The organism is Aeromonas sp. JL9 (assembly GCF_024436075.1).
Lineage (GTDB): Bacteria > Pseudomonadota > Gammaproteobacteria > Enterobacterales > Aeromonadaceae > Aeromonas > Aeromonas veronii.
Genome location: NZ_JANFNV010000008.1, coordinates 83,975 through 102,355, shown reverse-complemented (window position 1 = coordinate 102,355; position 18,381 = coordinate 83,975). Strand labels below are relative to the sequence as shown.

Annotated in this window: 14 protein-coding genes and 2 tRNA genes; 9 read left to right on the top strand and 7 right to left on the bottom strand. The window is 61.5% G+C overall.

Annotated features, from left to right (window positions below):
• Nucleotides 1-12: 12 nt before the first annotated feature.
• From glpC to NOM06_RS08635, 4 genes are all read right to left on the bottom strand, one after another.
• Nucleotides 13-1,215, bottom strand: a complete 1,203-nt coding sequence (gene glpC / locus NOM06_RS08650; RefSeq protein WP_255911117.1) for an anaerobic glycerol-3-phosphate dehydrogenase subunit GlpC — start codon at nt 1,213-1,215, stop codon at nt 13-15.
• A 51-nt stretch (nt 1,216-1,266) separates the two neighbouring features.
• Nucleotides 1,267-2,532 carry a glycerol-3-phosphate dehydrogenase subunit GlpB gene (gene glpB, locus NOM06_RS08645; protein ID WP_255911115.1) on the bottom strand — a complete coding sequence of 422 codons (1,266 nt, stop codon included), beginning with the start codon at nt 2,530-2,532 and terminating at the stop codon, nt 1,267-1,269.
• Nucleotides 2,522-4,195, bottom strand: a complete 1,674-nt coding sequence (glpA, locus tag NOM06_RS08640) for an anaerobic glycerol-3-phosphate dehydrogenase subunit A (RefSeq protein ID WP_069555955.1) — start codon at nt 4,193-4,195, stop codon at nt 2,522-2,524. The genes glpB and glpA overlap by 11 nt, the downstream gene beginning before the upstream one ends.
• 242 nt (nt 4,196-4,437) lie before the next feature.
• Complete coding sequence (locus NOM06_RS08635; protein WP_074045197.1) at nt 4,438-4,893, bottom strand: YchJ family protein; 456 nt, start codon at nt 4,891-4,893, stop codon at nt 4,438-4,440.
• 123 nt (nt 4,894-5,016) lie between these two features.
• On the opposite strand from NOM06_RS08635, the gene NOM06_RS08630 reads away from it, so the two are divergent.
• The 4 genes from NOM06_RS08630 (at nt 5,017) to NOM06_RS08615 (ending at nt 9,915) form a co-directional block, all read left to right on the top strand.
• Nucleotides 5,017-6,684 (top strand): methyl-accepting chemotaxis protein, encoded by a 1,668-nt coding sequence (locus NOM06_RS08630; RefSeq protein WP_255911112.1) that lies wholly within the window; start codon nt 5,017-5,019, stop codon nt 6,682-6,684.
• A 132-nt stretch (nt 6,685-6,816) separates the two neighbouring features.
• Complete coding sequence (locus NOM06_RS08625; protein WP_005333476.1) at nt 6,817-8,028, top strand: ROK family transcriptional regulator; 1,212 nt, start codon at nt 6,817-6,819, stop codon at nt 8,026-8,028.
• Nucleotides 8,029-8,202: 174 nt separating this feature from the next.
• The gene (locus NOM06_RS08620; RefSeq protein WP_255911109.1) at nt 8,203-8,958 is read left to right on the top strand and encodes a tRNA-uridine aminocarboxypropyltransferase; all 756 of its coding nucleotides are present in this window, start codon (nt 8,203-8,205) and stop codon (nt 8,956-8,958) included.
• A 180-nt stretch (nt 8,959-9,138) separates the two neighbouring features.
• Complete coding sequence (locus tag NOM06_RS08615) at nt 9,139-9,915, top strand: TSUP family transporter (protein ID WP_255911106.1); 777 nt, start codon at nt 9,139-9,141, stop codon at nt 9,913-9,915.
• A gap of 65 nt (nt 9,916-9,980) precedes the next feature.
• On the opposite strand, the gene NOM06_RS08610 is transcribed toward NOM06_RS08615, so the two are convergent.
• Both NOM06_RS08610 and NOM06_RS08605 read right to left on the bottom strand, forming a co-directional pair.
• Nucleotides 9,981-10,847 (bottom strand): LysR family transcriptional regulator, encoded by an 867-nt coding sequence (locus tag NOM06_RS08610; RefSeq protein WP_255911103.1) that lies wholly within the window; start codon nt 10,845-10,847, stop codon nt 9,981-9,983.
• A 66-nt stretch (nt 10,848-10,913) separates the two neighbouring features.
• A complete protein-coding gene (locus NOM06_RS08605) occupies nt 10,914-11,831 on the bottom strand; it encodes a DMT family transporter (RefSeq protein ID WP_255911100.1) in 918 nt (305 codons plus the stop codon).
• A gap of 168 nt (nt 11,832-11,999) precedes the next feature.
• Here NOM06_RS08605 and NOM06_RS08600 point away from each other — a divergent pair, with 168 nt between their 5' ends.
• The 3 genes from NOM06_RS08600 (at nt 12,000) to NOM06_RS08590 (ending at nt 15,696) form a co-directional block, all read left to right on the top strand.
• Complete coding sequence (locus NOM06_RS08600) at nt 12,000-12,878, top strand: helix-turn-helix domain-containing protein (protein ID WP_255911098.1); 879 nt, start codon at nt 12,000-12,002, stop codon at nt 12,876-12,878.
• Between the two features lie 262 nt (nt 12,879-13,140).
• A complete protein-coding gene (locus NOM06_RS08595; RefSeq protein ID WP_005333463.1) occupies nt 13,141-14,778 on the top strand; it encodes an ATP-dependent endonuclease in 1,638 nt (545 codons plus the stop codon).
• Between the two features lie 198 nt (nt 14,779-14,976).
• Nucleotides 14,977-15,696: a hypothetical protein gene (locus tag NOM06_RS08590; protein WP_005361023.1), complete on the top strand. Its 720-nt coding sequence runs from the start codon at nt 14,977-14,979 to the stop codon at nt 15,694-15,696.
• A 94-nt stretch (nt 15,697-15,790) separates the two neighbouring features.
• Here the strand turns inward: NOM06_RS08590 and glgX are convergent, their stop codons facing one another.
• On the bottom strand, nt 15,791-17,854 hold the full coding sequence (gene glgX, locus NOM06_RS08585) for a glycogen debranching protein GlgX (RefSeq protein WP_255911095.1): 2,064 nt from the start codon (nt 17,852-17,854) through the stop codon (nt 15,791-15,793).
• Between the two features lie 196 nt (nt 17,855-18,050).
• On the opposite strand from glgX, the gene NOM06_RS08580 reads away from it, so the two are divergent.
• Nucleotides 18,051-18,127 (top strand) — tRNA-Met (locus NOM06_RS08580).
• 95 nt (nt 18,128-18,222) lie between these two features.
• Nucleotides 18,223-18,299 (top strand) — tRNA-Met (locus tag NOM06_RS08575).
• Nucleotides 18,300-18,381: the final 82 nt, after the last annotated feature.

Genomic DNA, 18,381 nt, shown 5'->3' with positions numbered 1-18,381 from the left:
AGGGCCGGGGATTCAGGCCAACGCCTGGGCCAGCAGGTGGATCGGATGTTCACAGCGGAAGCTGGTGCTCATCTCGATCTGCCATTTGCAGGTCTCGCAGTCGGTGATCACCAGATCGGGGGAGAGGCGGTTGATTTGATCAAACAGCCCCTCGCCGATGGTCTGGCTGGTCTGGTAGTTCTCCGACTTGAAGCCGTAGGTGCCAGCGATGCCGCAGCACTGGGACTCCAGTACCGTCACCTTGACCCCGGGAATGGCGCGCAGCAATTCGAGGGTGTAGATGACGCCCCCCATTTTTTCCATGTGGCAGGGGGTGTGGTAGGCGATGTGCAGATTGAGCGGCTTCATCGCCGGTTTGTTGCCCTTGTAGAACTCGTTCCACAGGAAGCGGGTCACCAGCGAGATGCGATCCCGTACCTTGTGGTTGTCCTGCTCCAGCAGGTGGGGGTATTCGTCCCGCAGGGTGAAGCCGCAGGTGGAGGAGGCGGCCAGCAGCGGCATCTCGTTGCCCAGCAGGGAGTTCTCCATCTGCTTGATGTTGAAGGCCGCCTGTTGCTTGGCCTTGTCCATGAAGCCGTTGGCAATCAGCGGCACGCCGCAGCACTTCTCCCGCTCCAGCAACTGCACGCCGATGTTCATGGCGTTGAGCACCTGTACCAGCTCCTTGCCAAGCTGCGGGTGGTTGTAGTTGACATAGCAGCCGTGGAAGTAGGCGATCTGCCGCGCAAAGCGGGCCTGAGATTCTTTTTGCTTCTTGTACCAGCCGCGGAAGGTGCCCTGGGAGTATTTGGGCAGATCGCGGTGGGATGAGACCCCCAGCGCCTTGTCCAGCACCATTTTCATTGGCTTGAGGCCGGTGGTGAAGTTGACCACCGGGGCCATCAGGGTAGACATGCTGCCCATCAGATCGGTGTGGGAGAGGACGAACTCGCGGATCCCCGGTTTGAAACCGCTGTACTGATGCTTGGCCTTGGCGATGATGTCACCGATGCGCACTCCGCTCGGGCAGGCTACTTCGCAACGCTTGCAGTTGGTGCAGTGCTTGAGGGCGCTATCGAACAGCTCGGGGCTCTTGATCCGCAGCCGCTCGCCATCCGGGCCCGCCTGTTTCGGGCCGGGGTAGGCGGGGTTGGCCTTGGCCACGGGGCAGTAGGCGGTACAGACGGTGCATTTGATGCACTGATCGAAAGTTTGGTTGGCGTGATCCAGTAGCATGTCAGTTCTCCTCCCGGCGATGATGAAGACACGGGATATGGGACGTAGTAATCATTGGGCCGCGCCCAGAATATGGCCGGCAGCCTGCCAGCCGGTGGCAACGGCAACACCGGAGCCGGAACCTTCACGAATTGGGTCGTAATGGGCCAAGACACTGCCCGCACCATAGAGGTTGGCGAGCGGCTTGCCGCCACGCAGCACCCGCAGCTTGTCGTCGGTCTTGACCCCGAAGCCCATGAAAGGGTGGTGGTCGAACAGGCGGCGACCGGCCCAGGCGTCACGCTCCTCCAGACTCAGCACATCGGCATCGAAGATGGGCTCGCGAATGCCGCGCAGACGGGATTCCAGCCCACGGCTGAAGAAGCTGCCGGAGGCAAGCACGAAGTTGTCCGCCTCGAACAGCTGATCATCGCCATTCTGGGTATGTACGCCGACTACCCGGTCACATTCGTAACGGGCGCCCAGCACCCGCTCGCTGGTGAGGAAGGTGCCACCAAGGGCCATAAAGCGGCGCTTGAGCGCCTCCTGCATTCTCATTCCGATCAGAGACGGCGGCATGGTGGCCACCTCCTTGATGGTGCAGCCGGTGCGCTGCTCCAGCTTCGCCAGACGCGGGCCAACCAGCCCCAGCGAAAGGCAGGCGGGCAGCACGATATGGCGGCAGCCGGGAACACCGCTCTCCTGCACCATGCGGCTGATCTCGCGGGCCAGATCGGCCACCAGATGATGCTTGTCACACAGGCGCGCGATGTCGGCTGAGCGAAACTCGTGGGGATTGCGGCTGAATTCCGCCAGCAGGGGCAGGCGGATTTCGCCAGTCAGAATGCGGCAGTGGGCAAAACGCGGATGGGTCGCCAGATTGGCGGCCGCCAGTGCTGGATGAAAGTCGCGAAAGCCCTCGAGGGTGGCCAGCAGCAGTACATCCGGGATCGGCGCATCGGTCACGCAGGCACAGGTATCGGGGGAGAGCCAGGTACGCTTGAGGGTGCCGATGGGGGTCAGACGCTGGTGATTGGTGTCGTGGCGCACCAGCGGCAATCCCTGCTCGGCGCAGTGGCGCTGCAGATCGGCCAGGCTCGCTTCGATATTTTGCATCCCTACCTTGCTGTAGGGATGATCCGGATGGGCAGCCATAAAGGCGGGCAGGGCGGCGCGGGGATCTCCCTCGCTTTCGAGCAGATCGACCGAGCCGGAGGAGAAGTGCAGGGCGCTCTGGCCGGAGGCCATCAGCAGGGTCTTCTGGCCCGCCTCTACCAGCCGCAGGGCGGCCGAGAGTCCCGCCATGCCACCGCCGATAACGATATTGTCAAACTTCATGACGGCTCTCCTTGTGAGTGGTCTCGCTGGTTGGGTCGCGTGGGGTATCGGCGACCAGCTGTGGCGCCGTCCATTCCCCCAGGCCAAACAGCCCTTCGTAGATCCAGTAGGTGAACTCGGCCTCGCGCAGGGCATCGCCCCACAGAACGGGGCGGGTTCCCTTGTAACGCTCCTCAAGGAACTGGCGCAGCATGACGCAGGCCTGACGGCCATCGGCCTTGCCGTACTCCTGCATCAGACCGGCGGCGCGGTAGGCGCACAGCTCGCCCTGACAGGGCCCCATCCCCAGACGGGTGCGGCGGCGCAGGTCGATGAGGTTGTCCACATCCAGCTCGCGCAGGGCGTATTCGATTTCGCCTGCGGTGACCATTTCGCACTCGCAGATGAGGGCGTTGGCCTTGGGGTTGTCACGGAAGAAGGCGATGACCCGCTCGCCGTGGCGGTACTGGGCAGAGCCTTCGACCGGCACCGATAAGCCGGGAGCTGAGACCTTTTCCGGATCCCGCGAGCCGGGCAGGCTCAGTTCGGCGGTCTGGCAGGGTTTGCTGTTACCAAGCTTCTTGGCCAGCAGATCGGTGGCCCACTCCGCCATCAGGCGGTAGGTCATCAGCTTGCCGCCGGTGATGGTGTTGAAGCCCTTGAGGCCATCGCGCTCGGCGTGATCCAGCAGCACGATACCGCGGCTGATGTTGCGGCCGGTGTCGTCACCGTCCACCGCCACCAGCGGGCGTACCCCGGCGTAGGCGCGCAGCAGACGGGTGCGCGCCATGATGGGGGCGAGCTTGATCCCCTCGCGCAGCAGCACTTCGACCTCTTCCGGTTCGACGGTGAGCTGGTCAATCTTGTTGTAATCGATGCGACTGGAGGTGGTGCCGATGAGGGAGATGGTATCGCCCGGCACCAGAATGTCCGCATCCGCCGGTTTGCGGGCGCGGTTGAGCACCAACTGGTTGATGCGGTAATCCATGATGAGCAGGGAGCCCTTGGCCGGGAACATGCGGATGCCGAGATCGGCGTATTCGCAAATTTGCTGGCCCCAGATGCCGGCGGCGTTGATCACCTCCTGACACTCCACCTCGAACGCTTCGCCGGTGCGGGTATTGATCGCCTTGACCCCGTGCACCCGATCCTGAGTGCGCAGCAGCCCCAGCACCTTGCAGTGGGTAAAGATGCGCGCGCCGTGCTCTTTGGCGTCCAGCACGTTGGCGGCGGCGAGGCGGAACGGGTCGACCGTACCGTCCGGTACATGGATGGCGCCGATCATCGCCGGGTTGGCGTTGGGCTCCATGCGCAGGGCTTCACCGGGATCGAGCTGGCGGGTTTCGATACCGGCCAGAGCGCAGGCATCCATAAAGGTGGTTTGGAAATTGATGTCATCTTCCGGCAGGGTGAGGAAGAGGCCGCCCGTGTCCTCGACACAGTGGCTGGCGATCCGCTTGAGGATGCGGTTTTCCTGGATGCATTCGCGGGCGGACTCCTGATCCGTTACCGCGTAGCGGGCACCGGAGTGGAGCAGGCCGTGGTTGCGGCCGGTGGTGCCGGCGGCGATATCATCGCGCTCGAGCAGGATGCAGTCGATGCCGCGCAGTGCGCAATCGCGCATGATGCCGGCCCCTGTGGCACCGCCGCCTATGATGACGACTTGTGTAGTTATTCTTTTCATTGTTGCCCGTCTCATCTCTTCCAGATGAGGCCAGTGTGGCCTACTTCTGAGTGGAAATGTTTGATATGGGCCAAATTTGCGTTCGCAAACGCTCATTTGCTTGCGCGTTAATGAGCATTATGTGACATTTGTCACGCTTGTTATCGCAGCGGTTAATGGGCTGGTGGCGAATGGCAGGCACAAAAAAGGGGCATCGGATGCCCCTTGTCACTGTTTGACGAGTCTGGTGGGTGTGTTAGGGGTCAGCCGCAGCACTTCTTGTGTTTTTTGCCGCTGCCACAGGGGCAGGGATCGTTGCGACCGGTTTTGAGGGGGGCCGGATCCTGCTCTCCCTCGGTATAGACCCAGCGCCCCTGATAACGCACGAAGCGGGAACGCTCATGGAGGCAGTGACGCTCATCCCCTTCCAGAAACCAGGCTTTAAACTCCACCATCCCGGTTTCATCCTCTGGGCCGCCCTGGCTGGCGATGATCTCGAGACCATCCCAGCGGGTGTCGATGCGTGAAAGCTCTTCGGCGGTGAGACCGCCAAGGTGGGCCGGGTGCCAGCTATGGACCAGATACTCCCCCAGACCCAGCACAAAAGCGCTGTAGCGCGAGCGCATCAGCTGCTCCGGGGTGTCAGCTACAGCGCCACTGTGACGTGAGCCACAGCACAATTCGAGAGAAAGGGTTGAGCCGCAAGGACAAAGATTCATGATTTTCACGTTCAGGCCGATTTGTTTAAGGGAATTGTAACGAAAGCTGGGCTCGCCCTGCCAGCACCTATACTGACGAGTAAGCAAGGAATTCCAATAAAAACAGCTGCAAGGATGTGAAAGATGACGCTAAAGCAGAAAATCCTGTTACTGGGTGCAGTCCCCGTACTGTTGATGGCCCTGGTGGTCAATCTCAGTAACTACATGGTCTCCAAGAGCGATCTGGAGTCTGATCTGGTGGTGGCGAGGGAAAATGCCATCAAGGAGCGTAAAGCGCTGCTCAGCAGTTACATCATGATGGCCAAAACCGCCGTCGATGCCGTGTATTCCCTGCCGGATTCACCGGAAAATCGTCAAAAGGTCAAAGAGTTGCTCAGGCCGCTGCGTTACAGCAGTGACGGCTACTTTTTTGTCTATGACTTCGAAGGCAACACCATACTGCTGCCGGTGCGTACCGAGCTGGAGGGGAAAAACCGCTGGAACGACAAGGATGCCAAGGGCAAGTTGCTGATCCAGGAGATCCTCAAGTCGGCCCGTCAGGGGGATGGTTTTACTGAATACTGGACGGCCAAGCCCTCTATCGGGCGCGATGCTCCCAAACTGGCCTTTACTCTGGTGCTGGACAAATACCAGTGGGCCATTGGCACCGGTTTTTATATCGATGATATCGACAACGAGCTGGCGGCCTTGCGGGCAGAGCGCGAGAGCAACATGCATGCCTCGTTGCAGAGCAGTGTGCTGGTGATCCTGCTGATCCTGGGTATCACCCTGGCGGCGACCATCATTGTGGGCAACCGGGTCACCAAGCCGTTGGCGGATGCGGTGCTGGCATTGAACGATATTGCCAACGGTGACGGGGATCTGACCCAGCGCCTCAAGGTGCAGAGTCAGGACGAGATTGGCCAGCTGGCAAGCGCCTTCAACCGCTTTGTCGAGCGGATCCAGTCGGTGGTGAGTCAGGTGGGCGAGACCAGCAACCACCTCTTTAGCGCGGTCGACAAGCTGCACCATCTGAGCGAACACTATGACCATCAGATGCAGGACCACAGTCGCGAGACCGACCAAGTGGTTACCGCAGTGACCGAGATGAGCTCCACCGCGCAGGAGGTGGCGGCCAGTGCCTCCAATGCCGCGACAGCAACCAGCGATGCGGCCCGTGAATCGGACGCCGCCCGGGGGGTGGTGAGCGGGGCCATCAACAGTATCAACCGGCTGGTGGGGGAGGTGCATACTGCCTCCGGCGTTATCGAACAATTGGCGCAAGAGACTGCCAAGATTGGCTCGGTGGTGGAGGTCATTCGCGGCATTGCCGAACAGACCAACCTGCTGGCGCTGAACGCCGCCATCGAGGCGGCCCGCGCCGGTGAGCAGGGACGCGGCTTTGCGGTGGTGGCGGACGAAGTGCGTTCGCTGGCCGGCCGTACCCAGCAGAGCACCAAGGAGATCAACGAGATGCTCCAACGTCTGCAGGGCGGGGTGAAGCAGGCGGTGGAGGTGATGCAGGCGAGCGAGGATCGCAGTCAGGAGACGGTGCAGGAGGCGAGTCATATCGCCAGTTCCCTCGACAGCATGGTGATGGCGGTCAGTACCATCAACGACATGAACATCCAGATCGCCACCGCCGCCGAGGAGCAGCACGCAGTCTCCGAGGAGATCAACAAGAACCTGGTGGCCATTCAGCAGATTGTCAGCGAGCTGACCAGCGCGGCGGTGGAATCCAACAGTACCACCCGCGATCTGGCCAATACCGGCGACAAATTGCGCAAACTGGTATCGCAATTCCGTTATTGATCTTGCAATGGTCCGTGACGGCAACCACAAGATGCGGCCTGACCCCCGGTTCAGGCCGCACTTTATTTGGGGATTGACCAATAATGTGTGAAAATTGCCAGCCTCTTTTTTTCAGCCTTTGCCCCATACCCTATGAATGAGATCGTGAAAGGTAGTATCGATTTGATCCGGCAGCTCAACTACGGCCTGGTCTATGCCAGCCTGGAAGAGCACAAGGAGCTGTCGCGCACCGATCTCTCCCGCCTGACCGGTCTCTCGCCAGCCAGTATCACCAAGATCACCCGGGAACTGCTCGATGGGGGTCTGGTGGTCACCTGTGGTGAAAGTTCGGTGGGGCGCGGCCGTCGTCAGACCTTGCTGCGCATCAACGAGCGCCGCTTCCAGTTTCTCTCCATGCGTCTTGGCCGTGGCTACGTGGATATGGCGCTGTTTGACTTCTCCGGTCGCTCGCTGGCCCGCCAGCGCCACCTCTTTACCGAGGAGGAGCGCGCCGATCTGCTGGGCAGTCTGGTGCATGCCATCAAGGTGTTTTTGCCGAGAAAGTCCCTCAGTCTGGCCTGCATCGCCCTCTGTCTGCCGGGTCAGGTAGAGCGCCACTCCGGCATGGTCAAGCACTTCCCCTTCTACGATTTGCGCAACTGGCCCCTTGGCCCGACTCTGCAACAGGCGTTCTCGGTACCTGTGCTGGTAAGCGGTGACGTGCGCACCTGGATCCAGGCCGAGCGGGAGTGGGGGGCCGCCAAAAATTGTGCCGATGCGGTGCTGGTGTTTGTCCACAACGACATCGGGGTCGGCATGGTGGTCAATGGTCAGCTCATCGAGAGCGAGAATGCGCTGCTTGGGGATCTCAGCCATCTGCAGCTCGAGCCCTATGGCCAGCGCTGCTACTGCGGTGGCTTTGGCTGCGCCTGCACCCTGGTGACCAATCAGGCGCTGGAGGCGCAATACCGGGATCTGCGCGAGCGGATGCAGGAGCACGACTTGCCCGAGAGCGTCACCATCCGCGAGCTGTGCGAGCTGGCGCTGGCGGGCAACAGCCTCTGTCAGGATATTCTCCATCAGGCGGCGGGTCGCCTCTCCAAGGTGCTCTCCAATCTCATCTGCCTGCTCAATCCGGGCAAGCTGCTGCTGGGGGGGGAAATCACCCGTGCCGATCGGCTGCTGTTCCCCATGTTGCACCAGTCGCTGGCCAGCCAGCTGCCCGCCGAATATCTGGTGCGGCTGCAGATTGAATCCACTCACTTCTACGAAGATCCCACCAAGCCCACTTCGGTGCAGGTGCACAAGGCACTGCGCGATGGCAGCCTGTTGCTGGAGCTGCTGCGCAGCTGTCAGGAGTCGTAAGGCAAGAGGAGTTGGCACTGCGTCTGGCGAAAGGGGCAGGGATTGCTGTTCCGCCAGCGCGTAACTCGGTACAATCTTGCGCTTTTCCGGCAGACCCCCTGTTATCGCGCCCTGTGGCGCCGTGACTTGTTGGCATCGCTGCCGTTCCTGTTTTGACTCCAGTTGTGAACCTAGATGAAGCCTGTTCCTGATCACGCCGTCAACCGCCTGCGGGCCTGGCGCAAGAGTATCTCTACCCGACCGTTTCTTGCCCGTGGCGGCACCCTGGCCCGCTGTCCGGCCTGCCAGCTGCGCGAGGACTGGTGTGCCTGCGAGTGGCGCCCCGAGCTCAAAGCGGAGGCCGGTTTCTGCCTGCTGATGTATGACAGCGAGCCGATGAAACCCTCCAACACCGGTCGCCTCATCGCCGATGTGTTGCCGGATACCACCTGGGCGTTTCTCTGGTCGCGTACCCAGCCCCATCCCGAGCTGCTGGCCCTGCTGGCCGATCCCGCCTGGCAGCCCTATGTAGTCTTTCCCGCTTGCGAGAAGGAGCCTGCCCGTTTGACCGGTGAGGTGGCGCTGGCACCGGGTAAAAAACCGCTCTTTATCCTGCTCGATGGCACCTGGCCGGAGGCGCGCAAGATGTTCAACAAGAGCCCCTATCTGGACGGTTTTCCGGTGCTCGCCATCAAACCCGATGCGCTCTCCACCTACGGCATGCGGGTCGCCAACTGCGACGAGCACCTCTGCACCGCCGAAGTGGCGGCCTGTGTGCTGGAAGTAGCGGGGGAGCTCAAGGCGGGGCAGGCACTGCAGCACTGGTTCAACTTGTTCAGCAGCCGCTACATGGCCGGGCGGGTCAGCCGTTTCCCCGGTGCCGATGAAGAGCATCTCTGTGAGGCGCTGGCAGCCATCAAGGAAGCGAACGTCGCTTCACCGGCTTGCTAACGGGCCCTCTGAGCTCAAATCAATGAAAATCAGGAATCAATTGGCTGCCACTGTTTCGTTAGATTCATGGTCAGTAGCTCGCTAGGATAGCGGACAGCCTGTGCCCCCCCGCACAACGTCGTTTTGGTTAGCTCCGGTTGCCCGGCCCCTTCGGGCAACCCACTCTCGTGAGGTCTATGGATGGAATTGGAACTGGTTACCCTGTTTGCCCTGTTCGGTGTAGCGCTTGTCGCCGGCTTTATCGATGCCATCGCCGGTGGCGGCGGCCTGTTGACGGTGCCGGCCCTGCTGGCCACCGGCATGCCCCCGGCGCTGGTGCTCGGTACTAACAAGCTGCAGAGCAGTTTTGGCTCCTTCTCCGCCACGTGGTTCTATGCCCGCAAGGGGCTGCTGGAGTGGGCCATGATTTGGCCTGCGGTGATCTGCACCTTTATCGGTGCGGCTATCGGCACGCTGGCGGTACAGACCATAGACGCCGCCATTCTCGAGCGCCTGCTCCCTTTCCTGCTGATGGCTTTTGCCTGCTACTTCTACTCCTCGCCGCGGGTAAGCGATGCCGAGAGCTCCCGCCGTCTGACTCCCATGCTGTTTGCGCTGCTGGTGGGGGGCGGGGTCGGCTTTTATGACGGCTTCTTCGGGCCGGGCACAGGTTCGTTTTTTGCCATCGGTTTCGTGGCGCTGGCGGGCTTTGGCATGGCGCGCGCCACCGCCCATACCAAACTGCTCAACTTCACCTCTAATATCGCCTCCCTGCTGTTCTTTGCGCTCGGTGGCAAGGTGGTGTGGAGTGTCGGTTTTTGCATGGCGCTGGGGCAGTTTATCGGCGCCCGCTTCGGCTCCAAGATGGTGCTGAAAAAAGGGGTGAAGCTGATCAAGCCGCTGCTGGTGACCGTCTCCTTGCTGATGTCTGCCAAGCTGGTGTGGAGCCAGTATCCGGAGCTGTTTGCCTGGATCTGATGTGCCGCATCGCAATTGTTAACGGGGCCCTCGGGCCCCGTTGTCATATCTGGTGTTTTACATGGCTAGCGCGGTGTGTCGCTGCGGTGGCGAAAGTGTTGATGCAAGGCGCTCACCAGCCTGGCTATCCGCTCTCGCTTTAGGCTGTTTGGTCGGTAGACCAGATGCAGGGGACGGCCTAGCCCGGGCAGTGGGCGGGCCATCTCCCCCTGTTCTCCCACCAGTCCCAGTAGGCCAGCGGGGAGCAGCACAGGGCCAATACCTGCCTTGGCGAGTTCGATGAGCGCAAGATAGGAGTCGAGCTCCATGGCGGGCTCCAGCCCCAAATCAGCCAGCGGTTCGCGCAGGTAGCGGTTGGAGGGGTTCTCCAGATCCATGGTGAGGATCTTGCGCCTGCTTTCTGCGCTGGCTGGCGGCAGGCTCTGCTGTGCCTCGCCCACCAGATAGAAGGGCTCCTCAAGCAGCAGATCGGCGCCGAGGCCATGGCCGGGCGGGAGCCGACCGGCGCAGATGCCGAGCAGGGCATCGCCGCTGCGCACCCGCGCCAGAATGACCGGCGTGTGGTGGGTAGAGAGGGCAAGGTGGGGATCGCGCTCCAGATAGTCGCGCATAAAGTGGGCGAGGTAGCCCGCCAGCAGGGTCTCGGAGCAGGCGATGGGGAGGGGGCTGTGATCCGCCAGATCCTGGCTATCGGCCAGCACACCGTTCATCTCTGCCAGACTCGGGGCCACTCGCTCAAGCAGCTCCTTTGCCTGCGGGGTGAGGCGGATCTGGCGCCCCTCCGGCTCGATCAGCTTCTTGCCAAGGCGCAGCTCCAGCTGGGCAATCCGCTTGCTCACCGCCGACTGGCTGATATAGAGGCGACTGGCCACCTTGGCCATGGTTCCTTCACTTGCCAGCAGGCTCAGCGTTTCCAGCCCTTCCAGTAACATCTCGCCCCCTTGTTTATCGCCATCAGGATCGTCACAGATTGAGCGCTACCTTAGGGGCTGACTGGTTCAGGAGCAAGGGTCGTTTGCTGCCTTGGCCGGTCGAATGCGCCATTCGCTTAAGGGCGGTGCGAAGATCACCAGATTGCCGATGAGGCTGATCACCACTCCGGCCACCGAGACCGGCTGCCAGACAAAGCCTTCATAGAAGGTGGAGAGGGTAAGCGCCACTAACGGAAAGAGCACGGTGGCGTAGGAGGCCTTGCTGGCACCGATGCGCCCCACCAGCGTCAGGTAGGCGGTAAAAGCGATCACCGAGCCAAACAGGGCGAGGTAGACCATGGCCGCCAGATAGTGGCCATCGGTCGGCACAACCAGTTGCTGCCCGAGCAATGTGATCCAGCCCAGCAGCAGCACCACGCCGTAAACCATGCCCCAGGGCACCAGTTGCAGTACGTGGTAGCCATGGCGCTGGCCCCGGGCCGAGACCAGATTGCCCAGCGAAAAGCAGAGGGTGCCGCAACAGGCGAGCAGCAGCCCCTGCCAGCCGTTTGCACCCAGTTGCGCATCCGCCAGCACCGGCCAGAACAGTAACAGGGTGCCAAAGAGTCCCAGCAAGGAGCCTTGCAACCAGCGCAGGGTGGGGCGCTTGCGCTCGAACAGCCAGAGGTTGAGGCCGTTGAAGATGCTGGCACTGGCGAAGATCACCGCCGACATGCCGCTCGGGATATAGCGTGTGGCGTGGTAGAAGCAGAGAAAGTTGGTGGAAAAGAGCAGGGCACCGAGCAGCGCCGCATAGCGCTGGCCATGCCAGGGGAGGCGCGGAAAGCGGCCACTGGCGGTGAGCAGGGCAAACAGTGCCACCGCCGCCAGCAGGAAGCGGTAGAGCACCGACACCTCGATGGGAATGGGGCCAAGTTGCCAGGCGATGGCAATCCAGGTGCTGCCCCAGATAAGCACGGTGGCAAGATAGAGCATCAGGTTCATCACAGTTCCGGTGAGTCAGGGAGAGATGATCCACTATGGGGCGAACCCTGATGGCTGGATTGCACCATCTTGCGGTTTTTCATCGTCACGCGCTGTCATCTGCGGGCGCGGTCGGTAAGATGGATGGCAGCGGCATAACACGTACACCGGAACAGGCGGCAGGGGCGAATGAAAACAGCAGGGGTATTTGATGCACTGGTCAGCACCGGCGCCCGGCTGGAGGACGCCTGTTGGCTCGAACCCGGGCTTGGCGTCGCCAGTTGGCGCAACTGCTATGACCAGACCCGCTATCACAAGCCGGGCCACCACACCCTGAGCGTCTATCTGCAAGGAGGCGAGCAGACCGAGCGACTCGATGGGCCGGGTGGCCACGGTGGCACCGGCAAGGTGTGCATCATGCCGGATCACCACAGATCCGAGTGGCTGGTGCGCGAAGAGTTTCGCTTCTTTCATCTCTACTTCACCCCGGCTCACCTCACCCGTATCGCCGAGGAGGTGTGTGACAAGGAGGGGCGCCACCTGCAACTGGTGGACAAGACCTTTATCGACGATCCGCAGGCGGCTTCGCTGGTGCAGCGCCAACTGATGCAGCTTCAGTGGCAGCACAGGGTCGATCGGTTGGCACTCTCCCACGGCGCCTGGATGTTGATCCTCCACGCCTACCGCCACCACACCGAGGAGGCTCCCGGTCTGCCGCCTCTACGCGGCGGGCTGGCGCCCGTGGTGATCAAGCGGGTGCAGGAGTATCTGCAGGCCCATCTGGCCGATTCGGTCACGCTGGCAGAGCTGGCCCAGCAGGCGGGGCTGAGCGAGTATCACTTTGCCCGCATGTTCGGCCAGAGTCTCGGCTGCCCGCCCCATCGTTATCTGCTTGGGCTGCGGCTCAAACGGGCCAAGCAGCTGTTGGCTGGCCCCGAGCCGCTGGCCAGCATCGCCAGTCAGTGTGGCTTCTCTTCCCAGGCCCATTTCGGTAATCGTTTTCGCGAGGCGTTTGGTTTGACGCCGGGGCAGTGGCGGGCGCAATTGTCATCTTCTCGTCACAGATAACCCTGAGACTTTGGGCAAAAGAGGTGTACTCTCTACAACTTATCCATTGAAAGGAATGCCCATTGAATTATCGCAAACGTCAAATCCGTACCCGTCATCTCTGGTTCAGCCACTGGAATGCCCCGCAAGATCGCACCGCTGTCGTTACCCCTCCCGAACCTGCAGTGCCTCACAGTTCACGTTGAAAAAGCCCCGCCTGCGATAGGATTTTTCCGGTAACTTTGCCACTATTGCCCCATCACAATGATGTGGACATGGCTGGATGTTTCTGGAACGTATTGAAGTCAAAGGTTTTCGCGGTATAAATCGCCTGTCGCTCGGGCTGGATCAGACCACAGTGCTGATCGGCGAGAATACCTGGGGTAAATCGAGCCTGCTGCGCGCCCTCTGGTGTCTGCTGGGGCAGGATGCCGAGCCCTATCAGTTCACCGCCGAGGATTTTCACCAACCGGAAGATCCCGAATTGGCCCCGGCGCGCCACCTGCAACTGGTGCTCACCTTCAGTGAGCACAGACCCCAGATGTGTCAGCACTCCCGTCGGCTGGCCCGTCTTTGCCCCTCCTGGGTGCTGCACAAGGACAAATTCCACCGCATTCACTATCGCGCCAGCGCCGAGCTGCAGGCGGATGGCTCTGTGCTCACCATTCACGACTTTCTCGACGGGGTAGGCAAGAGCTTGCCCATCGCCAATACCCACGAGCTGGTCTGCATGCTCATCACCATGAACCCGGTGTTCCGGCTGCGGGACGCCCGTACCGCTCGCAACGGGGTGGAGACATTGCAGTGGGGAGATCTCTCCGAGCATCGCCTGAGCGAGCTGGCGGACAAGCTGATCGACGAACCCCAGCGGATCGGCGAGCCGGAGCTCAAAGAGGCGTTGCAGGCGGTGCGCCAGCTGATGGATCACTACTTCAACGCCCTGGCCCCCATCAAGAACAAGCCGCGCAGTCAGCGCGACATCATCAATCGCCCCATGACATTGCGCAATCCTGGCAACCTGCATACCCTGCTGCGCCGCGCCGATAACCGCGCGCTGCAGCTGGCGATGGCGGGGATGGCGGCTACCCTGCTGCAAGCGCGGGGCAACCGCGAGCTGGAGGAGGGGGCCCGCCCCATCATGATCCTGGAGGATCCTGAGAGCCGGCTGCATCCGACCATGCTGGCGCTGGCGTGGGGGCTGCTGGAACAACTGCCGGGCCAGAAGCTGCTCACCACCAACTCGGGGGACTTGCTCTCCTCCCTGCCGCTCAATCAGGTGCGGCGGCTGGTGCGCCGTCAGCAGGATATCCTCTGTCACCAGCTGGGGGGCGAGCGTTACAGCAGCGACGATCTGCGCAAGATCGCCTTTCACGTGCGGATCAACCGCCCCATGTCGCTGTTTGCCCGTTGCTGGCTGCTGGTGGAGGGGGAGACCGAGATCTGGCTGCTCTCCGAGTTGGCGCAGATCTGCGGTTATAGTCTGCGGGCCGAAGGGGTGCGGATCATCGAGTTTGCCCAGTGCGGCCAGTCGCCGCTGATCAAGGTGGCGCGGGATTTTGGCATCGAGTGGCACCTGCTGACCGATGGCGACGAGGCGGGGCTCAAGTATGCCACCTCGGCCCGTGGCCAGCTCAAGGGCGAGCGGGAGCGGGACCGACTGACCCAGCTCCCTGCCGCCGACATCGAGCACTACCTCTATCACAACGGTTTTGAAGCTGTGTTTCGCCGCGAGGCGGGGGTGGGCGGGCGCGCCATGTGGAGCGCCAGTCATATCATCAACAAGGCGATCCATCACCGCAGCAAGCCGGGAATGGCGCTGGCGGTGGTGGAAGAGGCGGAGCGGCTCGGCGCCGAGCATATTCCGCCGGTGATCCGCCAGATGTTTGCCCGGGTGGTGGCGCTGGCCCGCGGTCAGGGCTAACGCCAGCGCCGTATCCCGTCACTATGGATATGGCTGCCAGCAGGGCGCCCCTCAAGGTGGGCTCTGCTGGCGGCAAATTGCCCCGGATTGTTTGCCCGCGATTGTTTGTCGCGATTGGGGATAGCCGCCGGTTTGGGTATACTCGCCCCTCTCTGGCGCCCCGGTGGCGCACCTCGAATCTTTACTGCTGGAGGCGTCGTGTTCGTCCAACTCCCTTTTTGGCTCTTTCCTCTCACCGGATTGATGGCGCTTGGCGCCCTGATCGCCCTCGGCATCGTGCTGTGGCGCGGTGATATCTGCCCAGGCCAGCGCTCGCGCATCAGTCAGCAGCTCTTCTCCATCTGGGTCATTACCGCGCTCTCCCTGATGCTGGCGGTCGAGGCCAAGGCGGCCAGCTGGCTCATCTGGAGTGGTGGAGCCGCACTGGTGCTCGGGGTTGGCTTGTCGCTGGCCCAGTCACGGCTGGAGGGCAAGCGCTCAGTCCCCTCGACACTGCTCTGGCTACCTGCGTTGCCGCTCGCTCTCTATGGCATCGGGCTGCTGCAACTGCAGGGCTGGGTGAGCGGTCTGCTGCAGATGGCGATGCTGGGGGCGGCTTTTGCCCATCTGATGCTGCTGCGGGCCCGTCATCGTCTCAAGGCATTCAACACCCTGCTGCCGTTGGCTGGTCTGGTTGGGGCGATGGCCAGCCTTGTCTGGCTGGCAGTGCTGGTGGGCTGGCAAGGGAGTGAGGCCAATCTCGATGCCCTGATCCCGGCGGTGGTGACCCAGGCAGCGCTGCTGGTGGCCTCTCTGCTGCTCTGGTTCAGCCCGCTCTACTTGCAGCGTGATACCGCGCCAGTGGTGGTCTCCACCTCCCTGTGTGGCCTGCTGATCGCCCAGATTGCCGCTACCAGCGTGTTGCACCAGCTGATCTGACACTGGCGCTGAAAAGAGAAAGCCCCGAGCCAACACTCGGGGCTTTTGCATATCTGGCTTGCAAGTATCGCTGCTATCAATTCACAGCAATCGATCAATAGAAATCGTCGGCCCCGCAGATAAAGAGGCAACTGCTGCGCGGCTGGGCCAGATATTCGCGGGTCAATCCCTCCAGCGGCATGCCGAAGGTGCAGATATCTTGCGGCGAGGGGAGGGCGGTATCGAGGATCCGCCGCCAGTAGCCGCCGACGCCCTTGGGGGGGCTCGGCAGGTTGAAGGTGAGGGGCTCCCAGTAGGCGTTGAACAGCACATAGAGCGCCAGCTTGGTTTCGCTCGACAGCGCCGACATGGCGATGGCGTGGGAGTGGGGGCTGAAATCCGGTTGCCCGGCGTTGACCCCGTGCCAGCAGATCTCGCTGTGGCGCAGGATCTCGGTGAGTGACAGCGGCATGCTCTCCTGTTCCGGGCGCTGAAACAGGTGTTTGCGGTACTGGATCAGCTCCTTCATAAAGCGGAACATCTCCTGACTGCGGGCATTGGGCAGCCAGTTCATCCAGCAGGTGGCATTGTCCTGGCAGTAGCCGTTGTTGTTGCCCCGCTGGGTGCGCAGCAGCTCGTCTCCCATCAGCAGCATGGGGGAGCCCACCGAGAGCAGGGTCGCCACCATCATGTTTTTGGCCTGACGCATCCGCAGGGCGTTGATCTGGGGATCTTCCGTCACCCCTTCGTGGCCGTGGTTCCAGCTGAAGTTGTGATCGCAGCCGTCACGGTTCTCCTCCCCGTTGGCCTCGTTGTGTTTGCTGTTGTAACTGGCCCAGTCCCACAGGGTAAAACCGTCGTGGCAGGTAACGAAGTTGATGCTTTTCTCGGGATCGGCGTGGTGATAGTGGTAGATGTCGGGACTGCCGCAGAGTCGCTCGACAAAGGCGGTGACGCTGTTGTCATCCCCGCGCAGAAAGCGGCGAACATCATCCCGGAATTGGCCGTTCCACTCACGCCAGCGGGCGCCGGCCAGTGACCCCACCTGATAGAGCCCCCCCGCGTCCCAAGCTTCGGCAATCAGCTTGATGTCGGCGATGTTGGGGTCGGTATCTATGGTGCGTAGAGTGGGGGCATTGGCCTGCGGCTGACCCGATTCATCCCGCGACAGAATGGCGGCCAGATCAAACCGAAAGCCATCGACGTGCATCTCCTGACGCCAGAAGTGGAGGCTGTCCATGATCATTCGCAGCACCACCGGATGGGCGCCGTTGAAGGTGTTGCCGCAGCCAGAATAGTTGGTGTCCTTCTGGTTGTTGTCGAGGATGTAGTAGGCCTCGTTGTCGATGCCGCGAAACGAGAAGGTGGGGCCATCATCACCCCCTTCGGCGGTGTGGTTGTAAACCACGTCCAGGATCACCTCGATATTGGCCTTGTGCAGCGCCTTGACCATGTCGCGAAATTCGGTCAGCGGATCATCGCCGCAGGCGTATTGGGCGTGGGGGGCGAAAAAGGACATGGGGCTGTAACCCCAGTAGTTGGAGAGTCCTTTGGGTGCATCCTGAGGATCGAACTGGAACACCGGCAGCAGCTCGACGGCGGTGACACCGAGAGATTGCAGATAGGGGATCTTCTCAATCAGCCCGAGATAGGTGCCACGCAGCGCCGGATCGACCCCGGAGCTCGGGGACTTGGTAAAGCCCCCCAGATGCAGCTCGTAGATCACCGAGCGGGAGAGGGAGTGAGCGGGCAGTTTGTCTCCTTCCCAGTCGTAGTGGCGAGTATCGACCACCTTGTTCTTGGCGCAACAAGCCAGATTGCTGCCTGGACGGGCCGCCGCCCATCGATCGTAATGGGCGCCAAGCTCGATGCTGCGGCCGTAAGGGTCGAGCAACACCTTCTCGGCATCGAAGCGGGTGCCGCCATATGGGCGCCACGGGCCCTGAATGCGATAGGCGTAACGCTGCCCGACCGAGATCCCCTCCACATGGATATGCCAGTAGTAGGCGGTGCGGTTAAGGCGCGGGGAGAGGGGGATCACCTCGGGGGTCGCATCGTCTGCGCTTGCGAAGAGCAGCAGTTCGACCCGGCTGGCGAGGCGTGCCCAGATCGCGAAGTTGACGCCGTGACTGTCGGGTGTGGCCCCCAACTGACGGCAGTGACCGGCGGAGATGCGCATATTCTACCTACCCAAAATGAGGAGTGTTCACCTTATTGAGTGTAGTGCCGGATGCCTGGCAAGGACTCGATTGCCTGAAAAAACAGCATGATGCTGCTAATGACCGCACTATTTGTCCGATTAATCTACGAATAAACTTTTTTTGAGATATTTACTTGCAATCTGTGCGCTGGCGCCTATTATTGGCGACCTCAGACGCGGGGTGGAGCAGCCCGGTAGCTCGTCGGGCTCATAACCCGAAGGTCGTCAGTTCAAATCTGGCCCCCGCAACCATCTGAGATCCTGACCAGTCAAGCCGGTGTAACCGGTTGGTAGGAAAGGAGAAATCGAACTGGCTACTGCTCGGCCACTTCGAGAAAAAATTCGGACGCGGGGTGGAGCAGCTCGGTAGCTCGTCGGGCTCATAACCCGAAGGTCGTCGGTTCAAATCCGGCCCCCGCAACCAACTCTTTCGTCAGCTTGCGATTGTGTAAACAGTCGAAAGCAGACAAACGCCATCAAGCTACTGCTCGGCTTGATGGTGACAA

Bases quoted from the DNA above. Each gene is read 5' to 3' on its own strand.
- glpC (WP_255911117.1), bottom strand. From the start codon at position 1,215: ATGCTACTGGATCACGCCAACCAAACTTTCGATCAGTGCATCAAATGC.
- glpB (WP_255911115.1), bottom strand. From the start codon at position 2,532: ATGAAGTTTGACAATATCGTTATCGGCGGTGGCATGGCGGGACTCTCG.
- glpA (WP_069555955.1), bottom strand. From the start codon at position 4,195: ATGAAAAGAATAACTACACAAGTCGTCATCATAGGCGGCGGTGCCACA.
- NOM06_RS08635 (WP_074045197.1), bottom strand. From the start codon at position 4,893: ATGAATCTTTGTCCTTGCGGCTCAACCCTTTCTCTCGAATTGTGCTGT.
- NOM06_RS08630 (WP_255911112.1), top strand. From the start codon at position 5,017: ATGACGCTAAAGCAGAAAATCCTGTTACTGGGTGCAGTCCCCGTACTG.
- NOM06_RS08625 (WP_005333476.1), top strand. From the start codon at position 6,817: ATGAATGAGATCGTGAAAGGTAGTATCGATTTGATCCGGCAGCTCAAC.
- NOM06_RS08620 (WP_255911109.1), top strand. From the start codon at position 8,203: ATGAAGCCTGTTCCTGATCACGCCGTCAACCGCCTGCGGGCCTGGCGC.
- NOM06_RS08615 (WP_255911106.1), top strand. From the start codon at position 9,139: ATGGAATTGGAACTGGTTACCCTGTTTGCCCTGTTCGGTGTAGCGCTT.
- NOM06_RS08610 (WP_255911103.1), bottom strand. From the start codon at position 10,847: ATGTTACTGGAAGGGCTGGAAACGCTGAGCCTGCTGGCAAGTGAAGGA.
- NOM06_RS08605 (WP_255911100.1), bottom strand. From the start codon at position 11,831: ATGAACCTGATGCTCTATCTTGCCACCGTGCTTATCTGGGGCAGCACC.
- NOM06_RS08600 (WP_255911098.1), top strand. From the start codon at position 12,000: ATGAAAACAGCAGGGGTATTTGATGCACTGGTCAGCACCGGCGCCCGG.
- NOM06_RS08595 (WP_005333463.1), top strand. From the start codon at position 13,141: ATGTTTCTGGAACGTATTGAAGTCAAAGGTTTTCGCGGTATAAATCGC.
- glgX (WP_255911095.1), bottom strand. From the start codon at position 17,854: ATGCGCATCTCCGCCGGTCACTGCCGTCAGTTGGGGGCCACACCCGAC.